Annotated in this window: 11 protein-coding genes; 7 read left to right on the forward strand and 4 right to left on the reverse strand. The window is 59.0% G+C overall.

Annotated features, from left to right (window positions below):
- Positions 1–2 precede the first annotated feature (2 nt).
- The 7 genes from THTE_RS12985 (at position 3) to THTE_RS18550 (ending at position 15,683) form a co-directional block, all read left to right on the forward strand.
- Entirely contained in the window at positions 3–7,484 is a 7,482-nt protein-coding gene (locus THTE_RS12985; protein WP_157732079.1) for a hypothetical protein, read from the forward strand.
- Between the two features lie 224 nt (positions 7,485–7,708).
- Positions 7,709–8,434 (forward strand): type 1 glutamine amidotransferase, encoded by a 726-nt coding sequence (locus tag THTE_RS12990; protein WP_157732080.1) that lies wholly within the window; start codon positions 7,709–7,711, stop codon positions 8,432–8,434.
- A 695-nt stretch (positions 8,435–9,129) separates the two neighbouring features.
- Positions 9,130–11,163: a HAMP domain-containing methyl-accepting chemotaxis protein gene (locus THTE_RS12995; protein WP_168175860.1), complete on the forward strand. Its 2,034-nt coding sequence runs from the start codon at positions 9,130–9,132 to the stop codon at positions 11,161–11,163.
- 922 nt (positions 11,164–12,085) lie between these two features.
- Positions 12,086–13,276, forward strand: a complete 1,191-nt coding sequence (locus THTE_RS13000; protein ID WP_095415832.1) for a BtaA family protein — start codon at positions 12,086–12,088, stop codon at positions 13,274–13,276.
- 37 nt (positions 13,277–13,313) lie between these two features.
- Positions 13,314–14,066, forward strand: a complete 753-nt coding sequence (locus THTE_RS13005; protein ID WP_095415833.1) for a class I SAM-dependent methyltransferase — start codon at positions 13,314–13,316, stop codon at positions 14,064–14,066.
- A gap of 277 nt (positions 14,067–14,343) precedes the next feature.
- On the forward strand, positions 14,344–15,099 hold the full coding sequence (locus THTE_RS13010) for a PIG-L deacetylase family protein (protein ID WP_237260267.1): 756 nt from the start codon (positions 14,344–14,346) through the stop codon (positions 15,097–15,099).
- A 275-nt stretch (positions 15,100–15,374) separates the two neighbouring features.
- A complete protein-coding gene (locus THTE_RS18550) occupies positions 15,375–15,683 on the forward strand; it encodes a response regulator transcription factor (RefSeq protein ID WP_095415835.1) in 309 nt (102 codons plus the stop codon).
- A gap of 49 nt (positions 15,684–15,732) precedes the next feature.
- Here the strand turns inward: THTE_RS18550 and THTE_RS13025 are convergent, their stop codons facing one another.
- From THTE_RS13025 to THTE_RS13040, 4 genes are all read right to left on the reverse strand, one after another.
- Entirely contained in the window at positions 15,733–17,289 is a 1,557-nt protein-coding gene (locus THTE_RS13025; protein ID WP_095415836.1) for an anti-sigma factor family protein, read from the reverse strand.
- Positions 17,290–17,663: 374 nt separating this feature from the next.
- Positions 17,664–18,224 carry an RNA polymerase sigma factor gene (locus THTE_RS13030; protein WP_095416901.1) on the reverse strand — a complete coding sequence of 187 codons (561 nt, stop codon included), beginning with the start codon at positions 18,222–18,224 and terminating at the stop codon, positions 17,664–17,666.
- Between the two features lie 131 nt (positions 18,225–18,355).
- The gene (locus THTE_RS13035) at positions 18,356–19,774 is read right to left on the reverse strand and encodes a glycosyltransferase (protein ID WP_095415837.1); all 1,419 of its coding nucleotides are present in this window, start codon (positions 19,772–19,774) and stop codon (positions 18,356–18,358) included.
- Between the two features lie 607 nt (positions 19,775–20,381).
- Positions 20,382–23,078, reverse strand: coding sequence for an FtsK/SpoIIIE family DNA translocase (locus THTE_RS13040; protein ID WP_237260144.1), 2,697 nt, complete (start codon positions 23,076–23,078; stop codon positions 20,382–20,384).
- Positions 23,079–23,198 lie beyond the last annotated feature (120 nt).

The raw sequence follows: 23,198 nt of genomic DNA on the forward strand, positions 1-23,198 counted from the left end.
CCATGCGCAGCGCACGCTCAATGACGGCCTCTCCAGCACAATGCCACCATCTGGGGAAATGGATCCGAGCCATCCTTGCGGTGTGGCTCGGAGTGGCTGCACTCACAACGTTGGCTGAGGATGCCGTCGTTTCCAGGACGCCGAGCACCGAAACGGTTTCCGGATTCACTGCCCCTTTGCGCTTCCGGCGCGTTTTCGTTCCTCAAGATCGACTCAATGAGGTTCGAGATCCTGTTCCGTATTTCCCGCTTAATGCCGCTGAGTTCGAACAAATGATTTCCCGGGTCAACAACCAGGCTGTGGTCCGCGGCCAAACCGGGGAAATCGTTTCCGCCGTCTATCGCGCGATCTTCCGACAGGAGAGTTTAGTCGGGCTGGAGGGCGAATGGTTGGTGGAGCTGCCCCGCACTGTTGAGCAAGCTTTTATTCCTTTGGGGCAGCCGAATATTGCGATCGGCGATGCCACTTGGTCCGATACCGGGGGTGTGAGCGTTCCCATCCTTACTGATTCCCAAGGGCGGCTTGGAATTCTTGTCAATCGATCGGGCAAAATTCATTTTCGGTGGTCGGCACGCCGACTGCCGTCCACGAACGACGCAGCGTCAATGAGGTTTTCTCTCACTTTTCCTGTTGCCCTCACGAGCGAGCTTCACCTTATCATGACCGAGCAATGGCAGGTCTCGGTGGATGATGCTCTTCTTTTGCCAATGGGAACAGCCCCTGGAGAGTTGCCGGGTTATCGTATTGTGTTCAGCGGGAGCCAGCCGATTTCACTCCTTCTTGTCCGTCCGGAAAGTGAAGAAAAAAACAAGCCTCGGTTGGTTTATCGCGAAAAAGTGGCGTACGAACTCACGCTCCACGGGTTGGAGGCGACCTGGGTGTGGGATGTGGACGTGCTCAACGACGGGCTCGACGTCCTCCCTCTTGAGTTGCCAAGCAGTCTTCAGATCGCGGAGGTGAAGCTCGGTGACGCACCCATTTCCTGGACTGTGGGACTGACGGACGATGGTCGGCCGCATGGAGTTCGCCTGCGATTCCCCGAACCGCTTCGTGGCCGCGGACGCACCCTCACACTCCGCGGTATCCAGAACCTGCCACTCGATCGAATCGTGACGCTTCCCTCCCTCTTGCCGGAGAACGCCTTTTGGTTGTCGCGCCATGCCACCGTAGTTGTTCGCCACCCGCTTCGGCTTTATGACCTGCAACTGGCTGGGGCGCGTCTGAAAGAGGTGATCACTCTACCCGCTGCTCCGGGCGATACCGGACTTGACATTGTTGGAGAAGCACCAACCTCGGAAATTCGCGTGCACTGCGGAATCGGGCCGGAAGATCTGGAGGCCACCACCCTTCTGAACTGGAGCTGGGACCGGGATGCTCTGCGGGCGCAGATGACAACGGCCGTTCGCAGCAGGGCCGGCGAAGTTTTTCAAATTCCCTTCCGCATCAGGGGTGGTTGGGCTGTCGAGGAGGTGACGGCCACGCCGCCCGACATTGTGGACGACTGGCAATGGCAACCTCCGGCGGAACGTTCCGGCGACGGAACTCTGCTGATCCGCCTGCGCAAACCCATTTCTTCCGATACATCCGCTGTTTTCAACGTTGTTCTTTCCACAAAATTGCCGGAAGATTGCGAACGGCTCGAACTGCGAGAGATCGTGCCGTTCGCTTCCCAGACAGAGTTCACCAAGCATCAAGTTTATGGGGCGATCCGTCTGGCAACCTCGTTGCGCGAGAATTTTCAGATTGATTCTCAACCGCAGTTGCCCGTCGCATCTCAGGCTACGTTGGATTCTCTCAGACCCTGGGCAGTTCTGCCTGCAAGTGCGACGGTCTTTGAAATTGGCTCACCCATTCCCCGGTGCGAATTTCACCGCGTTGCCCGACCACGGCGGTTTCTGGCTCAGGTTTCGGGTGTTCTTGCCTTCCGGGGTAAGGTGCTGACGAGCAGTTACGAGGTCTCGGTGCAACCGGACCAAAGCGATCTCGATCGTATCCGTGTTTTATGGACCGCCCAGTCCGGTCCAGCGCCATGGCACTGGAAGTGGCGGGATAAAGACGGCCGGGAGGTAACGCTCCGTGTTGCACCAGTCAAAGACGCTCAACTGGGAAATGATGCGGAGGTCTGGGAGGTGGTGCTTCCCCGGGTGGTCCGGGAGCCGGTCACCCTCATCGCCGAGCGGGAGAGTCCTCTGGACTCCGGCCCCGTGCCGTTACCGATTCTGCTCGAAGCTGTTCGGTTCGAAGGGGTCCTACAATTGGTGGGCACGGCGGGCGAGTCAGGGCTTGCTGGCCTCCGTTGGACAACGCGAGGGTTGCGGATGGTGGCCGACGACCGCGGCAAGCCCCCTGGTTTGCCTGTTTTTGCCACCTACCGTTATGAAGGTGGCACTTCCCTGGGAATCAACGAACTGCCTGAGCTGCGATTGTTCCTGGAAGGCGGAAAGGTGCCTCTCCCGCTTTGGGCACTCAGCGCGAACATTACTTATCGGTTGGATTGTCACGGCACGATCGAGCGATGGCACATTTTCAAAATCTCGTGTCCACAGGGAGGTCGCGCCATTTTCACGCGGTCCTTGAACGAAGGAGACCCGGTGGAAATGGCGGTGACACTTGACGGTCAGCCGGTGACGTGGGAGACACGGCAAAACGGATCCGGTCCGGCATTTCAGGTGGTTATCCCACCGCAAGCGCGGGAAGGGCGACTTATCGTCTGGGAGCGGTTTGCTGATCAAAAAGGCTTCATTGCCGATCTGGCCCATTTGAGCCGTCTGTTTCCTGATTTTCCGGTTTATCACTGGCGGGCCACAGTATGGACACCGCCGGCATATCAGCCGCTGTGTGAGCGCGAATTTCTCAGTTGGGGTTTTTACCCGAATGCTTGGGCCAGCAGGCTTTTTGGTCCCCTGTGGCGTCCTCCTGATCAACCCCTGTTTATTCCCGATCGCTTGAACCGTGCCCTGTTCGATCCCACATTGCCGCCGCCGGATTTGTCTCTTCGCCGGGCACAGCAGTTTCTGGAATTCCTGGGGGAAAACGCCGCTGCGCTCCTGTTCGCGTCCGATCAGGGGAGTTCCCAGACCACCGGGTCGGCGGCCCAGGCGTTTCCTCCTACCGGAGCCGCCGCAAAGCCGGAGGGGCGGGGTACGCTCGCCTCGCCGTCTTCCGGCAATAAGCGCCGTCCCATTTTGTGGCGGGACCTGCTCTCTGATTCGGTTGTGGACAAAGTGTACGACGCTCCGCCGCGGCTCCGGACGGTCATTTTCCTTGTTGATCGGAGGGCTTTTGAGGAACTTGGGCTGTCCCCGGCAATGCAGTGGAGTCCGGAAGATCTGCCGGAGGGAGTCCTGCAAAACGATTCTCCGGCGGCACTGGCCGAAACGCTCCTGGAATCAGCAGGCCTGGTCCTCGCAATCACGCCCCGCGCGGTTGTGCTGACTTCCCTCACGGAGTTAGCCCGTCATCGTCAGGAGATCACCTGGGAGAGACCGCCAATCTACAAACTGGCAGCGGAAAGCGATTGGGTGCGAGAGATTGAGACCTCGCGGCTGGTCGAGGGCGGTGAAGGATTCTGCCGCGTGCGTGTCTGGAACGATTTACCCGATGAAGGTCCACTTGCCCCGCGGGGTTCTTGCATGGAAACGGGGCTGGCATTCGCCCGTCAGGGTTGGAACGCCACCGCGTTGCCCGAAGAGAATTTGGCAGAGAAGCAACCTTTGACGGTGCTTGTGATTCCGGTGGACCTCATTACGGGATCGCGGTGGTTGGGCACATGTCTTGTGTTCCTTCTGGTGGTGGCACTCCGCGTGCCCCGACGTGTGCTGCTAGGACTGGCCGTGGCTGCCGCGGTCGGAGTGGCGTTTGTGCCGGAGGTATTCGCGCCTGTGCTGTCCGGGGCATTTCTGGGCACAGTCCTGGCCTTCGTCGTTTCCCTCACGCAGGCAGGCTGGGAAAGCGTGAAGAAGCCGGGCGAAACGGTTCCCCTGTCCCAGTTCCGGGTTTCGCCCACAGGGGAACCGCACCGTGAGCCCACGGTTACGTCGAATCGATTGGCGAAGACGCGGGGCGCAGCCGGAGCCGTCGTGCTCCTGATCGTATCACTCGCGACTCTCTCATTTGACGGGAAAATTCATCCCTCGTTTGCCCAGCAACCGCCCGGAGTGGTACCCGAGAAATCAGCCAGTACCGGGCGCGCTGTTCCCGCATCGCCGCCCGTTTATCGCGTGTTTATTCCGGTGGATGAGCGCGGACAACCCGTGGGGCAGGAAGTGTATGTGCCGGAGGAGTTTTACAAACAGCTTCAGCGGCGGGCCAGTCCCCTCAACGAGACACCGCCCGGCTGGCAATTTGCTGGGGCGGTTTACCGGGGTACGTTTTCTCCCGCAAATACTGCTGATCGTTGGGAAATCACTGATTTTAGTGTGACGTTGGAGTGCCTCCTGAGCGACGCACCGGCCACCCTGGACTTCCCTCTGGGAAGTGATGTCCTGGTACCCAGCCTGGACGAGCTGCTTATCGATGGTCGGCCCGCATCAGCCACGTGGAATTCAGGCCGTCTCCGCGTGACAATCAGCGATCCGGGGCGACATCGACTGCGTATCCCCTTTAAGGTTCAGCCTTCTCTTCAAGGCTCCGTGACGGAAGTGAGTGGGGCAATCCCGCCGGTCGTCAATGCCCGGCTGGAACTTGCAGGTTCTCCCGAGTTTCTCCGCGTGGAGTTTCCCTCGGCACTGGGACGCGTGGAACGCGATCCGGAAAGCGGTGCGTGGGCGGCCGAACTCGGGCCCACAGGCCAGCTTGTCGTGCGCTGGGCGACCGGACAACCACTCTTCGGTGATACCTCGCCGGAAAGCGATGTGCTCTACGTTCTGGATCTTCGGCCGGAAGGATTCCACTGGACAGTCCGCTGGAAACTTCGTTCGTTCACTTCGGCCCGCAACCAACTTCAACTGGTGTGTGATCCCGATCTCACTTTGGTGTCGCTGACCGCAGCGTCGCCCGTGCAGGTGCAGCCGCTCCTCTCCGAGGTAGATCAACAGGTGTTCAACCTTACCTTTTCGGGGCTGGTGCCCTCCGATCAGATCGTGACGGCTGAGTTTTCCCAAGCGATGGAGGAATCGCCAGGGGGAATTCGTCTCCCCACAGTGCGTCTGGCCGACGTCGCACTGGGCCGCCAGGACCTGGTGGTGAATGTGGGTCCGGGTCTGAAGGTGGTCGCATCGCACTCCCCGCGGTGGCAACTTGCAGATTTGGGTGAGATCCAGGGGCGCTGGCAACTTCAGATGGCCGGCACCGCCCTCGCTTATACATGTTCCGCGCCGTCTGAGTTCTGGGGGGCCTGGATCCTTGCAGACCCCCCGCGTGTGCAAACGGACGACGCCCTTCAGATCACGGTGGGCGAAGCATCAGCCCATCTGACGTGGCAGGTGTTCTTCCCGAAAGATCAACCGCTCCCCGGCGTATTCCATGTGCGCCTGCCACCTGATTTCCATGTGAACAGAATCGCGCTTTACAAAGGGGCCGTGGAAACGCCCGTTTTGTCTTCGCTGGCCGGGGAGGGTCAACTGCTCCTTTTGACAGGCGAGGTTCCGACTGGTGAGGCCCGTTTGGTGGTCGAAGGAACCATCTCCATTCTTCCGGACGTGGAATGGTCCTGCCCACGGTTTACTCTTCAGGAGGCCGATTCCCGAAGTCTCACCGTCGTGCTTTTTCAATCCTCGGGGGTGAAGGCGGAAGTTGTCCGCACCGAGCAATTCGAACCGCTCTCTGTGGCCTCCGGTTTGATTTTGCCACCCGGTGATGATTCGCAGGTCGGAGCGTACGTATCCCAAAGCCCCTCGACCGCCGACCTTCACCTGCGGGTTCGCGTGCAAGAACATTCCTGGCCCGCTGAGGCGACGGTGCGAGTTTGGCAGCAAAACGACCGATGGCTGGGCGAAGTGCTCTGGGATCTCGACTTCGGTGACGCCACAGTCCAGGAAATTCCCATCCAGTTCAGCCCGGCGGCGTTCGGGACGCTCGCCATTCTTCCCACCGCCACCTTCCGTGAGACCCCGCCGGATGCCGCGGAAGCAACGTCAAGTGCCACCCGTTCCCCATCCATTTCAGGAATCCTCACTTTCGCAGAACCGCAAACGGGAAGGGTTCGCCTCCGGATGAGGGGAGAAATCAAGCCGGCCAACCGCTGGCTGGCTGTGCCACAAGTAACAAGCCCTCAAGTGCGGTTGCAAAGCGTCAGGGTTTTGCTTCCCAAGCGAATTGCGTGGGACAGCCGTCTGGCGGCCATTTGGGGTCTCCGCCCAATCACGCCGTCCGAAATCCGGTCGGAGCAACAGCCGGACGGGGACTGGGTGGCCTACCAGACAGACAAGGCGGGGTTCTGGCCCCCCATTACGGTCTCTTCAGAACAGCCCGGCAAGGTGAATACCTTGGAAATGATTCTCGCGGTCAACTCCCAGCGGGAACTATTGGGCTGGCTGGAAGCGGAACTGGAAAATGTTCCGGAAGGTGAAATCACGACCGTGCCCCTTCCAGGTTGCGAACTTGTCGCGGCCTGGCTCGATGGCATTCCTGTTCCCGCCTTTGTGGATGATAAAGGCCGGTGGCACATCCCGATCGACGCATCGTCAAGCCCCCGCGATCTGGAATGCCTCTTTTATCGGCGATGGGAAACCGTTTCCGCCCCCGAGACACTCCCCGTTGTCCATTTTGAAAAACTCGCCGGTGCGGAGCGAACCTTCCTCTGGGTGGAAAGCCCCTCCATATATCAGGTGGACGTGGCTGGACTTGCTGAATCCATTCTCCGGGAGTACGAACTGACTCGGGCACGGTGGCTGGCCGACAAGCTCATTGAGTCGTCGCAGGGATCCGCGTCGCAAGCCGTCGAACGGTCGCTCCGCGTGGCACGGCGTTTCCTGTGGTTGCGGGATCGAGCAAGGCGGGCCATCGCGCTGAGTGCGACAACCTCCGGCGTGAATTCCGCGGAAATCCGCCTGCACAACATGGAGCTTCAAACGACCGACGTGTTGCAATCCCTGGTCGGCGTGGAAGCCCTGTCGTTGTCGCCGGGCGAGTGGGCAGCAGAGCAAATCCTGGCCTCGCCCCCCAGCCCCCACAGCAGGCGGCGGGGATTCGTCGGAGAATCAGTCCCGAAAGAGATCATCCTCCAGCCTATTCCCTCCTCGGTAAATTGGACCAGTATCGGGACGGCCGTGGGGATATCCCTTCTGTCTGCGGCATTGCTCGTGGTGACGCTGCGTTGGTGGAATCTCATCACCGTTTGGGTGATGCGCTTCGCACACGCAGTCCTAGCTCTGGTGGGAGTGGCCTGGTGGTTGTTGCTGCGGCCGAGTTTCTTCGGGTGGCTTCTCATTCTGGCGGCTATATTGCTACTCATCCGATCGCGCTGGCAGTGGGTGCCTCAGGAAGAGGCAGAAGTGCCTCTCATTGTGCACCAGCCGATGGCAACGAACGACCGATCAGGATGAAAACGTCCCAGATCGGGTCGTAACATCTTGTTGCTTCAAAAGATGCGTCATTTCTCCAGTTTTTATTCCGCAGTGGAACGCCGTTTGCACTTTCCAGCCCGGACAGGTCCGGGATCGGGATCAATCGAGACACGATGGGGTGCCGGATGAGCGGGTAGTCAGCCCCGTTCGGCGAGAAGTGGAACCGTTGGCCGCGCGAAGTGCATGATCACCTCAACGCCGTGATGAGTCGCAGGGTCGTCATTTTCCAGAATGCACCGGGAGAGCCGCCCGGGCAGATTGCTGATTTTCTCATGTGGGCTGGTGTGGAGTGCGAAATCCTCCCCCTTTATTCCCACGTTCCAAACGATCTGGACTGGGAAAATCTGGCGGGTCTGGTCGCACTGGGTGGCCCAATGAACGTCGATGAGGTGGACAAATTCCCCTATCTTGCCCGCGAAAAGGAATGGCTCATCCAGGCTGTGCGACGCGAAATCCCGGTTTTGGGCATCTGTTTGGGCGCCCAACTGCTTGCCCGCTGTTTGAATGCCCGGGTCTATCCCAATCCGGTCAAAGAAATCGGCTGGTACGAGGTGAGTTTCACTCCGGCGACGGCGAGTGATGCACTTTTCCGTGGAGTGCCCTGGCGGGGGACCGTTTTCCAGTGGCACGGCGACACCTTCACGCTTCCCGAAGGAGCCTTTTTGCTGGCCACCGCAAGCGACTGTGTCAACCAGGCTTTCCGCTATGGGACGTGTGCGTGGGGCCTTCAGTTTCATTTGGAGGTGACACCCTCCCTGGTGGAAGCATGGATGGAGTCAGCAGAAGCGAGCGGTGAGCTGGAACAGCTCGGTGTATCAAAAAGGCAAATTCTTGAGCAAAGCCGCCACCAGTTCGAGCGGATGCAGCGTTTGGCGGAAGTCGTGTTTCCCCGTTTTGCCCGGCTGTGCGCCCTGGGCGTTGCCCGGTGAAAAGAGGGGGCCCTTTCGCATTTGGAGTGCGGCGACTTATGGAGTGCGGCGATTCATCGCCGCTTTCTGACGAAGGCTTCAGCCTTCACGACCTTGGCGTTTGCGGCGTCGGAGGGACCCGCTTGTCGGGTCCGATGAACACCGATTGATGACCCATCCCTCCTCATCGGGCACGACGAGCGTGCCCCTCCGACCTTTCGGAGGGACCTGCTTGTCAGGTCCGTTTTTTCGAAGGGACGTGCTTGTCACGTCCGCTTATCAACGTTCGCTTATCCGTTGCCTTTCGGCGGGGACTAAAGTCCCGCGCCGAAAGCGGGGCTAAAGCCCCGCACTCCATATGGAGTGCGGCGATTTATCGCCGCTTTCTCGCGAAGGCTTCAGCCTTCGCAATGCTGGGGTGTAGCTCTTCAATGCCCCACAGATTAAGCCGCGCTAGCAACGCCCGTTTGCACTTTCGGGTTTCCGGCGGGGACTAAAGTCCCGCGCGGAAAGCGGGGCTGAAGCCCCGCACTCCAAAAAACTACTTGACGACCCCCAAATTGCAACCTAGGGTCCAGTAGCTTCCCCATTTCGTTCGGTTTTCCGGCCGCATGGGAGTAGTCGGAGGACCGGGCGGTGTGGGGGGCACGGAGGCTTGGGTTGTCGATTGGCAGGGATGGGGTTTTGGCGATCCTTTCAGAAGATGGGGGTTTGGTATGACTCTCAAATTGTCGCACCTGAGTCTCAAAGCGAAGTTGTTGGGGGGATTTCTCACGGTGGCCGGCATCACCGCGGTGGTGGGCGGCCTGGCGTATTATGGGTTGTCCCAGTTGACCAAAGATGTAGACAACCTCGCCAACCAGGCGGTGCCCACCCTCAAATTGACCAACGAAATGAACTTCTGCTTTGAAAGCATCGTGCGGATGCAGCGGACGCTCCTCAATCTGGATTTGGACATCGAAAGCCGGCAGCGGCAGTACCAACAGTTTCAGCAGACCCGCCAGGCCTATAATGACGCGATGAAAGAGTACGAACCACTGCGTCAGTTGGACGAAGAAGCCAAGATCTGGCAGGAATTCAAGGCCGAATTGGACCAAACGATGCAGGAAAACGACAAATTCTTCGCCCTTGCCCGGCAATTTGACGAGATGCTGGCCAAATGCCAGCCGGATGAAAATGGCAAGCGGCAACTTTTGGCAGCGACGGCGTACCAATGCCAGTATTGGAAGACCCAACTGGGATTGGATTTCGCGACTGTTTGGACAACCCTCAAAAATGTCGTGATGCGTGCCGGAGACCCCGAGGGATACAAAGCCGCGATGGACCAATACACCACGGCCAAAAAGCAGTTTGAAACATCTGTAACCGAATTGGCCAAACGGATGCCGCGGGCAGGGTTGACCACAGAGGCTCTGGACGATTTCAGCAAGGCTGTCCGCGACCTGTGCGAGGCGTATGAAAAGGCCCTCGCCAAATACGATCACTCTGACCCGCAGCTCATCGCCAAAGTGGACGGGGACGTGAAGGGCCTGGGGCAGAATTGCTGGGCGATCTACAAAGAACTGGAGGATGTCGTGCACGGACACGTTAATAGAATCGAGTCGCTCGCTGCCGAAATGCGGCACCAAGCCATGGATGTTTGTCGCATCCATATGGACAACCAGCAGGAGCGGCTCGAGAAGATCGCGAAGCTCTGGCAGGACGAGTCTGATCGGATGGCAAGGGAAGGTCTTGCCATGGCCAGTTTTGCCAAGACGCTGGCCCTGGGAGCTACCGGGCTGGGTGTGGTTGTGGCCGTGGTTCTGGGATTTGTCCTGGCCACCAGCATCATCCGCCCGGTGAACAGGGTCGTCGATATGCTGAAGGATGTGTCTGAGGGAGAGGGAGACCTCACAAAGCGGCTGGAGATTCCCAGCCACGACGAGATCGGCCAGCTTGCCCGCTACTTCAACGCGTTCTGCGATAAACTGGAGGCGCTCATCCGCGACGTGGCTTCGAGTGCGGAGCAATTCAATGAGGGCTCGCGCGTGGTTTCGGAGGCCTCGCAGTCCCTGGCCAGTGGTGCCCAGGAACAGAGCGCCAGTGTCGAGCAGGTGAACGCGACAGTTCAGGAAATGGTGCGAATGATCGAACAGGTCAAGGAGGCCGCCAGCGAGACCAATCGCCTGGCCCAGCAGGCCCAGACCGTCGCCCGCGAGGGAGGCGAGGCGGTACAGAAATCGGCCGAGGCGATGCAACTGATTCGGGCAAGCTCGCAGCGGATCGCCGAGATCATCCAGGTGATTTCGGAAATTGCCAGCCAGACGAATCTGTTGGCGCTCAACGCGGCGATTGAAGCCGCCCGGGCAGGCGAGCACGGGATGGGCTTCGCCGTAGTCGCCGACGAGGTGCGGAAGCTGGCGGAACGGTCCAACCAGGCGGCCGGCGAGATCACCAAGCTGATCAAGGAATCCACCGCCCGCGTGGAAGAAGGCGCCGAACTCAGCCAGAAGACCGAAGAGGCCCTGGCACGGATCGTGGAGAGCGTGGAATCCACGAGCCAGAAGATCGCCGAGATTGCCAGTGCGGCGATGCAGCAGGCGGCCAGTGCGGAAGAGGTCAGCAAAGCGGTGCAGAACATCGCTCAGGTCGTGGAGCAGTCTGCGGCGGGCAGCGAGGAGCTGGCCTCCAGCAGTGAGGAGCTCTCGGCCCAGGCAGCGGCTCTGCGCGAGCTGGTGAGCCGGTTTAAGATTCGGGCAGCCACGGCCTGACGCACGGTCGTAAACCCTCCTTAGAATGGGATGCTCGGGCAGGGGTGACTCGCGAGAGTCACCCCTGTGTTTTTGGCTTGGATGCGGTGCATTGTGACCGAGTACGGGATTTGCGGCGGGGACTGAAGTCCCGCGCGGAAAGCGGGGCTTTATGGAGTGCGGCGATTTATGGAGTGCGGCGATTCATCGCCGCTTTCCGGTGAAGGCTTGAGCCTTCACGACCTTGCCGTTTGCGGCGTCGGAGGGACCCGCTCGTCAGGTCCGATAAACACCGATTGATGACCCATCTCTCCTCATCGGGCACGACGAGCGTGCCCCTCCGACCTTCCGGAGGGACCTGCTTGTCAGGTCCATTTTTTTCGGAGTCGGAGGGACCTGCTTGTCAGGTCCGTTTTTTCGGAGGGACGTGCTCGCCAATTCCGCTTATCCAGGTTCGCTTATCCATTGCCTTTCGGCGGGGACTGAAGTCCCGCGCGAAAAGCGGGGCTTTATGGAGTGCGGCGATTCATCGCCGCTTTCTCGCGAAGGCTTCAGCCTTCGCAATGCTGGGGTGTAGCTCCTCAATACCCCACAGATTAAGCCGCACTAGCAACGCCCGTTTGCACTTTCGGGTTTCCGGCGGGGACTAAAGTCCCGCGCGGAAAGCGGGGCTAAAGCCCCGCACTCCAGGAAAAGCGGAGATTTATGGAGTGCGGCGATTCATCGCCGCTTTTTTACGAAGGCTTCAGCCTTCGCACGACTGGCCTTTTTCGGGTCAACTTGTATTCTCACAAAGTTGGCGTATATTGGGGTTTATGTTTCGTTGGGGATGCCGGGCGGGATTTGATGGGCAGAAGGGCATGGTCCACGCAAAACCATTTCGATTGGCTTGCCATCCGTGGGGTGTGGCGGGCGGTCGTGAAGAAATACCGGAGTGAAAGCCATGTCAGTCGGCGAGTGGGTCAGCGGTCAGGTCTTCAAGCTGGTTCATCGTCACAATCTCGTTTACAACACCTGCTGGGAGGATCCGCGGCTGGACCGCGTGGCCCTCAACATTGGGCCGGATGACACCATCCTGGTCATCACTTCCGCCGGCTGTAACGCCCTGGATTATGCCCTCCTGGGACCCCGCCACATTTACGCGGTCGATATGAACCCCCGGCAGAACGCCCTGCTGGAGCTGAAAATGGCGGGGATCCGGCATCTGGACTTTGAGACGTTTTTTCAGATCTTTGGTCAGGGACGCTGTCGCGGGATCAAGCAGATTTATGAGCAGCATCTGCGGCGAGACCTGAGTCCCTTTGCACGCCGCTACTGGGATCGGCATGTTCAGCGTTTTTTTGGGAAAAAGCGGTCGTTCTACTTTCGGGGAACAGCGGGAACGTTCGCCCGGGTGATGAATACCTATATCAACAAGGTCGCCCGGGTTCGCCCTTGGGTGGATCGGATTCTTGAGGCCAAGAGCCTCGAAGAGCAGCGCGAGATCTACGAGAAATATCTGAAGGAGCAAGTCTGGACACCGCTTTTGCGTTTCTTGCTCAGCCGCGATGCGATGCTGTCGCTGGTGGGCGTGCCCCGCGCCCAGCGCAGGCAGATCGAGATGTACTATCAGGGTGGGGTGGCCAAGTACGTGCAGGATTGCGTTGAGGCGGTGTTCGCCAGGCTGCCGATTTCAGACAACTACTTCTGGCGGGTTTACATTACCGGGAGCTACACGCGGGAGTGCTGTCCCGAGTATCTGAAGGAAGAGAATTTCTACAAGTTGAAAGGGGGCCTCGTCGATCGCATCACGACGCACACCAACACGGTGGAAGGTTTTCTTGTCGAGAATGATGTGGCGATCAGCAAATATGTGCTTCTGGATCATATGGACTGGTTGGCGGGGCGTTTCTTTCCGCTTCTGGAGGCGGAATGGCAGGCGATTTTCGATCGTGCCAGGCCGGGAGCGCGGGCGATCTGGCGGAGCGGCGGGCTGCGGACGGACTTCGTGGATCGTGTGCGCGTCCACATCAACGGCCGGACGGTGTCTTTGGGAGAACAACTGACTTACCATCGCGAACTGGCCGAGCAGTTGCATGCCCGGTGCCGCGTGCACACCTATGGGAGCTTTTACATTGCCGATTTGAACACCTGAACGGTCGCCAGCCGATTGTCAAGAAAGCTTATCCACGATGGGTCTGTGGAGTGACCTGAAAGTTTTGTATCACATGGTGTTCCGCCCGGGACGTGGTCGCGACCATGCCGAGCGGATGGAGAGTTTTTACGGGCCGCAGGCCGAGGCTTACGACAGTTTCCGCCGCCGACTGCTTCAGGGACGCGAGGATCTCTGGGCGAGACTGGGCGTTCCCGAAGGGGGGCTTTGGGTGGATCTCGGTGCGGGAACGGGCTCGAATGCCGAGTATTTTGGCAACAATATCCAGCGCCTGCGAAAAGTGATCCTCGTGGATCTTTCAAAATCACTGCTCGAGGTGGCTCAGAAACGCATCCAGCGGCACGGTTGGACGAATGTGGAAACGTGTCTGGCAGATGCCACCACCTTTACCCCCGGCGAGCCCGTTGACGTCGTGACGTTTTCCTACTCGCTCACGATGATTCCCGATTGGTTTGCGGCTGTGGATAACGCGCGGTGTATCTTGAAGCCCGGTGGGCGGATTGGTGTAGTGGATTTTTATGTCTCGCGGAAGCATCCTGCCCCCGGAATGCGGCGGCATGGCACGTGCGCGCGGCTCTTCTGGACGTTTTGGTTCAATTACGATGACGTCTTTCCGTCCCCCGATCATATCCCCTATTTACGCTATCGTTTTCGGGAGCTTTTTCTGGAAGAGCGGCGGGCCAAGGTCCCCTATCTCCCCCTGGCACGGGCTCCCTATTACATCTTCATCGGCGAGAAGAATACCGATCTGACGCCCGATCTCCCGGTGTGACGGGCGGGATGTTTTAAGAATTGGGCGACAGGGGGCTTCCTGTACGCAACCCAGGGACACCCGGGAAGTTCCTTGGACAAAGGATAACCCCGAGGATGACTTTGACCTGGGGTGAATTCTTCCGCGGACGATCTGAGCTGATTTGGCATTTGGGGGGTCTACAGGAGGGGGTGGGTTGCCGGGAGATAGGACGGTAGAGTAACGTAATGGCTATTCAAGTAGGGGCCGTTGGCTAGAAGACACTCAGATCTTATGCGGGAAGGAGTCCATCACGATGATGCCGGGTCGTAACCGCGTGGCGCTTGCTTTCATGGCCCATCCGGACGATGCGGAGTTTTGCTGCGGCGGAACGCTCATTCGGCTGCGGGAACTGGGTTGGGAGGTCCACATTGCCAGCCTTGCGCCCGGTGACTGCGGAACGATGACAGAGAACCGCTGGGATATTTCCAGTCGTCGAACGCGGGAGGCCACAGCCGCCGCCCAACTGATTGGGGCCACCTACCACTGCCTCGACGAGCGTGACGGTTTCATCGTGTATGATAAGCCGACAATTCAAAAGGCGGTGGATTTGTTCCGACGCATCGCCCCCGGTTTGGTGTTCACCCATGCCCTTCGCGACTACATGATGGACCATGAAATGACGGCGCTCGTGGCGCGGGCGGCCAGCTTCCTGCACGGTGCTCCGAATGCCTCGGCTTTTCCGCTGAAGGAGAATACCGGCGTTCCCTATCTCTATTACTGCGATCCGCCGGAAGGGCTCGATCCCTACGGCCAGGTTATCGCACCCACGACATACGTGGACATCTCGGCACAGTTGGAAAAAAAGGCCGAAATGCTGGCGTGCCATGCCAGTCAGCGAGAATGGTTGCGATCGTATCACGGAATGGACGAGTACATCGATTCGATGCGGCGGCACGCAGCGTTTCGCGGAAAGGAGATCGGCGTCGCCGCGGCCGAGGCCTTCGTGCAACATCGAGGACATGCCTATCCCCGAGACGATATCCTTGCGGAACTTTTTCCGCTGAAACGATAGCATCCCGGCGCACCTGGTCGGTGGGCTGGAGGGTTTATGTCAGAATAACCACGTGTGGAGGGCCGAAGAACGACAAGTGGGCCGGAATTCCAAACGTTGACAAAAACCGACGCTTGGTGGCAAATCCGCACGGCAAGACGGCGATAACCATGATCCTGACCAGCGAATCGTTCGGCATGGGAGGTGGGGGATTTTCTGGAAAGGGAATGTCAACAAGGAAATATGAGGCGAGCGGGCATGGGATCTTATGGTTCTGATTGGCCGAGGGAAAAACCATGGCGAAGAAAAAAACACAGGCGAAAAAGCGGACGGCCGCGGTCACGGCCAAAGATCTGACGCCGCGGGAAAGACAGGTGATCCGGCTTATCAGCCTGGGGTGCTCAGTGAAAGAGGCAGCCGCGATCCTTAAACTGGCCCCCAGTACTGTCGACAACCACAAGTCGAACGCGATGAAAAAACTGGGGGTCAATAAGTTACCGCTCGTGACGCGGATGGCGATCAAGTTGGGCATCAGCCCACTCAATGATCGTCTCACCCCTCTCGAAAAGCGCAGAAGTGGGCGAAAGAACGACGGCTGGAACTGATCCCAAGCCTGCCGGAACAAGATCCGGTGAGACGCTCTTCACCACAGCTCTATTCGGTGGGGGAAGACTGGGCAGGTCGTGAATCTGTCGGTGAGCCTTGAGGGTCTGCTGGCCCGATTTTCGGCGTCGCGCTTTCCCCTGCGGCCGGTTGAGGGTTGTCGATAGGCCTGACCAGCACGAGGCGAATGCGGTATTTCTTGGTCTGCGTCTTCGAAATCTCAATGGATGGTGAAGTCGGCTGCCCTTCCACCTGAGCGGCTGCCGCAGCAGGCGGGGCTTGCCGCCGAAGGCCTTCCCGTTGGGACCCCTCGACTCCGGCGGCTAGCTGTCGAGCCTCGGGAACAACGGCCCGTTGTTGGCTGCCATACACGGCCTTGCCCGATTTCGTCATGGATTCACTCTCAGGAATGGTCCCGGGAGCCGCTGGTTTCCCTGTCCCTCGCGCGGGAGAATGTGCGAGCGTTGTCAGCGACTGGGGCAAATGGACCTCTTTGACCCAGGAACGGTTTCCCGCCAGTTCATCGAGGATGGCCTTGAGTTGTGGCTCCGTGGCCGAGAATTCAAGCACGGCAAGTTGCTGATGGTCTTCGCGAGTTAACTCGAGACGTGTCCCGGGTGGCAGTCCACTCCGTTCGCCGGAGGCGACGAACTGGTCGCTTCCGGCGCCGCGCTGGAGGTGACCGGCAAACTCCCACGGACTTCCGGTGACGGCACCATCCGGTATGGACTCGCGGCGTGCCACCAATCGCTCGACAAGTGCTTGAAGGGGAGCATCGGGGGACAAGCGGCAGCGGATTTCCGCCGTCAGCGACTCTTCCGGAGATGTTGCCGCGGCGACCTGCTCTCGATTAGCCCGATCAGAGGGACCAACGGGGCGAATTCCCTCGATCACCAGAGGAGCAGCAGGGGCAGCACTCCCTCCACCGGGGGCAGACGCGATCGCTCCACCTGATTGCGTTTGGCCGGGTTGGGGAGTTGGGGCCATCGCACCCGGTGCTGCCTTTCCCATTTGTGGGGTTTGCGCCGGGGCCATCTCCGGCTTGACTGGCTCTGCCGCACGGCGCCGCGCGGAATCGACAGCGAACCCCTCAGCAGCCGGAGCCGCTTTCAACTCGGGCGCGGTCGCCTTCGCAGAAGCTGGCGCTGTGCCAGCTTGTTCAGGCTCGGACTGCGGGGTCGCGGTGGGATGAAAACCAACCTCGCGGGGGTGCCTTTGGGGGTACAAGAGCAAGATGGCCAACCCGATGGAACCCGCCAGGATGGCCCAGCCAAGATTGCGAGGTCGGAAAATCCGCCGGGCAACGGAAAGAGCCGCTTTCAGGCTGCGTTGTTCCCCCCGGCTGACTACCGGCTGGCTTACCGCAGAAGGGGCTCCCTCGAGGAGGATTCGCCGTTCCGCCGTCTCCAGAACGAGGGGGGCGAGGTCTCTCGGGCAGCGTGAACGCGGCAAACTGGCGAGGAGTTCTCGCTGCCTGCGAAGCCGGTCCAGCAGCCGTCTGGCCTCCGGATCGCGCGAGAGCCACTGCTCGACGTGGAGCTTTTCCTGGGGGGTTAGCTCCCCATCGAGGTAGGCGCTCAGGAGTTCTTGATCTGGCTTCCGGGACATTGTACTCTATCCGCCGCGATCCGTAACCCGTAGACTCACCATATTGGTGAGTCAAAAATGCATCGCTATCTGCGAAATCGGAATGGCTTCCGATTGCTACTCGGCCTGGATCGGGAGGGCGAGGAACCCAGTTTACCAACCCTTTCGATCTTAACCGATTTTTCAGTGCCGAATCTTTGACGCACTACCTGTTGAGTAAGTTCCCGCGTTTCAACCGGGATGTCAATAATTATCTCATTTTTTCGCGATAGCCAACGGGAATTTTGAATCGACCTGTGTTTCCGTAAGCTAGCCCACGCTGGGCCCGTATCCTCAGCGGGTTGACTCGCTGGAAAACCGATACATCCGCCTGGTCGTCTGGCTTACCTGACCAGTCAAAATAATTCGTTCTCCCAAGCCTTTAATCTTTCGTAGAGTTCCATCCGCGCGCGGTGAAGGCGGCTTCGCACGGTTCCTACCGGAATATCCAGGATGGTGGCAATTTCCTCGTACGAGTATCCCTCCAAATCCCTTAACGCCAGGATGGCGCGATGGTCTTCCGATAGGGTGGCGATGGCCCGCCTGACCCGCTCACAGCGTTCCTGAACCTGAAGTTTTTCTATAGGGGATTGATCCGGGTCGGCCAGTTGGTGCCCCTGGTCGCCGGTGAGTTGATCGAACGATTGTGTGGATTTGCGCCGCCGGTGATGAGTGGCTGCCACGTTAAAAGCAATTCGGTACAACCATGTGTAGAAGGCGCTGTTTCCCTGGAAAGAGGGGAGGTTCAGGAAGGCCTGCACGAACGCCTCCTGCACCACATCGAGGGTTTCATCGGCGTCACCGACCACGTGCAGCATGGTGTTGTAAAGCCGGTCCTGGTATTTCTGGACCAGCTTGCCGAACGCGGCAGGGACGCCTGCCAGAGTTTCTCGGATCAGATCCTCGTCCTCTTTCACCGTCGTTCCGTATTTCCGGGCTGCCCGCCGAGTTTTTTGGCCCTGACGCCGTTCCACCTTGAGTTGAGCGATCGTCTATTCATCATGAGGCGCAGGAGAAGGTCTGTCAAACGGTGCGAGGAGGGACGCTTTCAAGCGGCTGACCTGGGGGTTTCCGCTTGGGCACCTACCACGGCAGGCGGAACGGGTACTCTTGGGTCGGCGCTCGCGTGTCCGTCTGCCCTTGAAGAACACAATGCGCTGCCCTCGGAGGTCCCGTGGTGGCAAACCTGGACATTTCCGTTGGGTTCGATGCGATAGGTGATGCCACGCCAGGTCACCGACCGATGTAAGCCCGCGGAAATACTGAGAATAAACCCCACGGTGCCAATGAGCAAATTGGCCACCCGGTCCCACCAGAAAACCCGGCGAAAAGGACGCTGCTGGGACAGCTGCGGAAAGTAAACCTTGGCGGCCGCCGCACGAAACTCGGCCCTGACCCAATTGAGAATGAAAATGACACCCGCCGTGGCCAGGCCGCTCCATCGAACTGGACCTCCCCCTGAAACCGCGGCACCAACCGCCAACCAAAAAACGAGGATATGGTAATTTCCCACTAGGGTATCGAACAGCCACCACTTGGGAAGGACATGTCTCAGCAGAAAATACTGCCGATGAATGAAAGCGACCATTTCTCGGGTGGAAGCATAGCAAGCGGTGGCGACAAGGCCCGCGGGCTCGTATTGGACTCGCAGGCCGTGGCGTAATAAAAGCCGGGCGACGACGAGATCATCGCAGATTTGGCCTTCCCAGGCGGCGCGGATACCGAGTTCGTGAAAACTCTGGCGGGCGATGGCCCAAGTTCCACCCCAAACAAGATTGGGCGTCTTACCCGCCATCAGCATGGCGTACGATCCGTTGAGGGAAGAAACGAGTGCCTCGCGGAATGTCCCCCGGGCGGGAACGAACCAGCGATAGCCGGTAACAGCAGCGGCTCGAGACTCTTCCAATCGGTTTATGAGGGCCCTCAACCAGGTGGGACAGGGCGAGGCGTCTGAATCGGCGAAAACCAGATAGCGAACCCGCTCGGGGATTGAGTGGGTCGCCGCCCGAAGGTTATGGACCTTTTGGGCCTCGTTGGTAGCTAACCCGGCCACGACAAGCTCCGCTGGAACGCGGGGATGGTGACTCATGAGACGCCGAATGACGCTGGCGGCGGGGTCATCTTCCGACTGGACGACGAATCGGAGTGAATAGTTGGTGTAATCTTGACAGAAAAAACCGGCCAAATTCTCCTCCAGATTGCGTTCTAAGCCACGACAGGGGATGATGACGAGGGCCTGTCCAGTCGGCTGACCGTAGGCTTTTTTCTGGAGTCGGCGCGCCGCGTAACGGTAATGTTCAAACGCCTGAAGAGCAAGGAGCACCAATTGAGCGGCGGCCAGCGCACCAGCCAAAATCAAGCCGATTGAAAATCCGTCCATGGACTGTGCCTTTTTACCAGCTTTTTCTCCATTGTCCATTTCTCCCTTTGCACCAGCATAGGCATGAAGCAGCAAAAGTGTCAACATGACGTCTGAAACATCCCCACTTTTCCTCTGGCGATGGAGACCCCGAGGTCCACACGAGTTTGCCCCAGTCTGGAGGGACCTATTTGTCAGTTCCGCTTGTCAACGTTCGATGTTCCACTGCAATCTACTCGGGTTTCGGTAGGGGCAATTGATGAATTGCCCCCACCACGCTGGTGACGTCCCGTGGGAAGGGACACCGGGCACGACAAGCGTGCGCCTCCGAGGTACATTCGCCTTCGGAGGGGCCTGCTTGTCAGTTCCGCTGTTCAACGTTGGATACTCCGTCCCGCATGAGCGGGCACGACAAGCGTGCCCCACCGAGGTACATCCGCCTTCGGAGGGACCTGCTTGTCAGGTCCGCGGTGGACCGGCCATAACAATCTGCCGGTTTGCGCCCCCCAGCCCCGGATTGTCACTCCGCACCGAGTTTGACAGTAGCAGAATTCGACGAATCGCGTGACTCTGATAACAGTTCTCAATCGCGTGAGTCGCGACAGACTCGGATGCAAGGAAAAGCGTTCCCTTACGCGTGGCAAGATTCGATCATGGTGCCGAGGTGCCTGAGAATCGCCGCCTATCGGGATTGCATGCGACAGACCGAGCAGGATCAAGTTGCGTCCGGCAGGCCGGCGGCATTTCCCGGCTGAGATGCGGGGGGCTCCTCCCGAGGAGCAGTGAACGGGTTTTCTGTCGAGGGCCGGTTGGTTTCGGGAACCAGGACAATACGGTTCGTTCGTGGGCTGCCCGAGCCGCTTGGGGGTTGAACTGGCGGCGAATGTGCCAGGGAACCGCTCCGTTGCTGGCGGATTGCTTCCCATTGTTCCAAAGTCATGAGAACTTCCCGAGCTTGGGAGCCGTTGTAGGGCCCCACTATGCCGTCCTCCTCCATATAGTCGATGAGTCGGGCTGCCCGACCGTACCCGATGCCCAGCGCGCGCTGCAGAAGCGACACACTTCCGCGCCCTTCTCGAATGATGATGTCCACGGCGGCTTCGTAGAGTTCGTCGCGGGCTGTCGGGGCACCTTTTTGTCCCTGTTCAGGCAAGGACGGTTTCAACTGCACAAGCTCCTGCACGTACTCCGGTTCGTGGACGGCCACCGCGTCGATGACGCGATTGATTTCATCGTCGCTGACGTAGGTGCCCTGGCCTCGAATGAGGGTACTGGTACCCGGGCGCAGGAACAACATATCGCCATTACCCAACAGCTTTTCGGCCCCCATTTCGTCGAGCACGACGCGACTGTCCACCCGGCTGGCCACTTCGAAGCAAATCCGGGCGGGTAAGTTCGATTTGATTAATCCGGTGATCACATCCACCGTTGGTTTTTGTGTGGCAAGCACGAGGTGAATTCCCACCGCTCGGCTTTTCTGGGCAAGCCGAATGATATGAGTTTCCACCTCTTTGGCGGCGGTCATCATAAGGTCGGCCATCTCGTCAGCAATGATGACGATGTAGGGCATATGGGTCGGGATTTGGGCCCGTTCTTCCTCGCTTTCCGGTCGCATGCGGCGCATCAACTCTTCTTCGCCGAGCTGGTTGTAAACGCTGAGGTGACGAACTCCTGCCCGGGCCAGCAGGGCGTATCGTTCCTCCATTTTCTCCACGGCCCAGGCCAGGATGGCCTCTGCTTTACGCATATCCGTAACGACGGGATGCATGAGGTGCGGTACCCGCTTATACGGACTGAGCTCCACCATCTTCGGATCGATGAGAAGGAGGCGCACCTCATCAGGCGTCTTGGTCATCAGGATGGAAAGAATGATCGAATTGAGGCAGACGCTTTTACCAGTTCCCGTGCGGCCGGCGATGAGCAGATGGGGCATTGTGGCCAGGTCCACGACCATAGGATGGCCGGCCACGTCCTTGCCGAGGAAGATCGGAATCCGCATCGCCTGGTACTTGCCGTGGCTTTCCTCGATAACTTCTCGCAACCGAACGATTTGCCGCTCGTTATTGGGAACCTCGATGCCTACCGTGTTCTTACCTGGAATTGGCGCGACGATCCGTACACTGGGGACCCTCAGGGCGATGGCCAGATCGTCCGCAAGGGCCGTGATCTTGCTGAGCCGCAGACCGGCCTCCAGCTCCACCTCAAACTGCGCAATGACGGGCCCCGTCTGAATCTCTACCACCCGCACGTGATAGCCGAAGTCGGCGAAGGTTTTTTCCAGGATTTGGGCTTTTGCGCGGACTTCCTTTTCCTGTTCTTCAAAACGGAAAGGCTCTGGCTCCAGAAGCAGATCGATGGAGGGCAGCTTGTATTGCACGGGACGCATAGGGCGGGAGTTGCACTCAATCTCTTCCAGCAGTTCCTCGCGAGGAGGTCGCACGGGCTTCCGGATGCGGGGTTCACTCACCCTGCGTTCTGCAGGTTTGGAACCGCTCGGCAACTCTTCCTCGGTTGCCTGTGTCGAAGCAATGGGAGCCACCTGGGCGGGTTTCTTAACGACGATTTCGCGGGAACTGTCGCTGTCACTTTCGACCTCCCGTCGCTTGTCTCCAGCAGTGCTGGAAGGAGTTTGCTCTTCTTCTGGAAATGCCGCTTTCGGCTTCGCGGGGGATGACGTCGTCTCGGATGCGCGGCGGAGGACTCCGTAACCCTCTGCAACGACAACCAGTCCGCGGAGGATCCCTTTGACCGGCCAAAGAGCGGCCGTTGTAATGGCTCGCACCAGCGAGAGATCCGTCCACAGCAGGAATCCCAGAGAAAAGGTCCCAAAGAATGCTCCTACTGTTCCCAGATATCCGAGCCGCTGTTCCGCGAGGTAACGGAAAAGGAAACCAAGATATCCGCCTGGACCTGCAATACTTCCCGGGCTCCATGTGGGAAACACACAGTCCGCCAGCGCCAGGAGTGAGACAAGTGATACAAGCCAGCCGACAATTCGGGTATTGACTCGGGTGATGGGCTGTCGCATAAGCAGCGTTACGCTTGTAAGACAGAGACTCAGCACCAAGTACCAGCTGCCCAGTCCCAGCCACTCCAAAAGGTGAAAGGCCACCGTGGCGCCCAGCGGACCGCAGACATTGATCACCTGCGTGTGGGAGGGAAAAACGAGATCACTAGGGGGATCTGCGGGATCAAAAGTGATTAAGCTCGCCCCCAAAAATAGCGTGATGGCAAGAAGCACGAGGGCTAGAAGATCTCGGCGCAGGTCGGAATGAAACGACATACGAGTTGGGTGGATCGACGGACTGAGCGAGCTGTCACCTCCATTAGAGATGGAATATCCCACTCGCGCATCGGCGTTGGGCCAGCCGGGAGAAAAGAGATTCTCGCTCCGGGCTTCGCACCAGCGCATCCGCTTCTCTTTGCGGAACCCTTTCGAACACCGTGATATTGAAAAATTTTGCAGTCTGTGTAACACGGGTGATCATTTTTTCCAATACATTGGGAAGAATTCTCCCTTCCCACCTTGCCA

Origin of the sequence: Thermogutta terrifontis (genome assembly GCF_002277955.1) — a bacterium.
Lineage (GTDB): Bacteria > Planctomycetota > Planctomycetia > Pirellulales > Thermoguttaceae > Thermogutta > Thermogutta terrifontis.

Coding starts and splice junctions, on each gene's coding strand:
- THTE_RS13035 (WP_095415837.1), bottom strand. CDS start 19,774: ATGTTGACACTTTTGCTGCTTCATGCCTATGCTGGTGCAAAGGGAGAA.
- THTE_RS13000 (WP_095415832.1), top strand. CDS start 12,086: ATGTCAGTCGGCGAGTGGGTCAGCGGTCAGGTCTTCAAGCTGGTTCAT.
- THTE_RS13010 (WP_237260267.1), top strand. CDS start 14,344: ATGCCGGGTCGTAACCGCGTGGCGCTTGCTTTCATGGCCCATCCGGAC.
- THTE_RS12985 (WP_157732079.1), top strand. CDS start 3: ATGCGCAGCGCACGCTCAATGACGGCCTCTCCAGCACAATGCCACCAT.
- THTE_RS13025 (WP_095415836.1), bottom strand. CDS start 17,289: ATGTCCCGGAAGCCAGATCAAGAACTCCTGAGCGCCTACCTCGATGGG.
- THTE_RS13040 (WP_237260144.1), bottom strand. CDS start 23,078: ATGCGCTGGTGCGAAGCCCGGAGCGAGAATCTCTTTTCTCCCGGCTGG.
- THTE_RS12990 (WP_157732080.1), top strand. CDS start 7,709: ATGAGTCGCAGGGTCGTCATTTTCCAGAATGCACCGGGAGAGCCGCCC.
- THTE_RS12995 (WP_168175860.1), top strand. CDS start 9,130: ATGACTCTCAAATTGTCGCACCTGAGTCTCAAAGCGAAGTTGTTGGGG.
- THTE_RS13005 (WP_095415833.1), top strand. CDS start 13,314: ATGGGTCTGTGGAGTGACCTGAAAGTTTTGTATCACATGGTGTTCCGC.
- THTE_RS18550 (WP_095415835.1), top strand. CDS start 15,375: ATGGCGAAGAAAAAAACACAGGCGAAAAAGCGGACGGCCGCGGTCACG.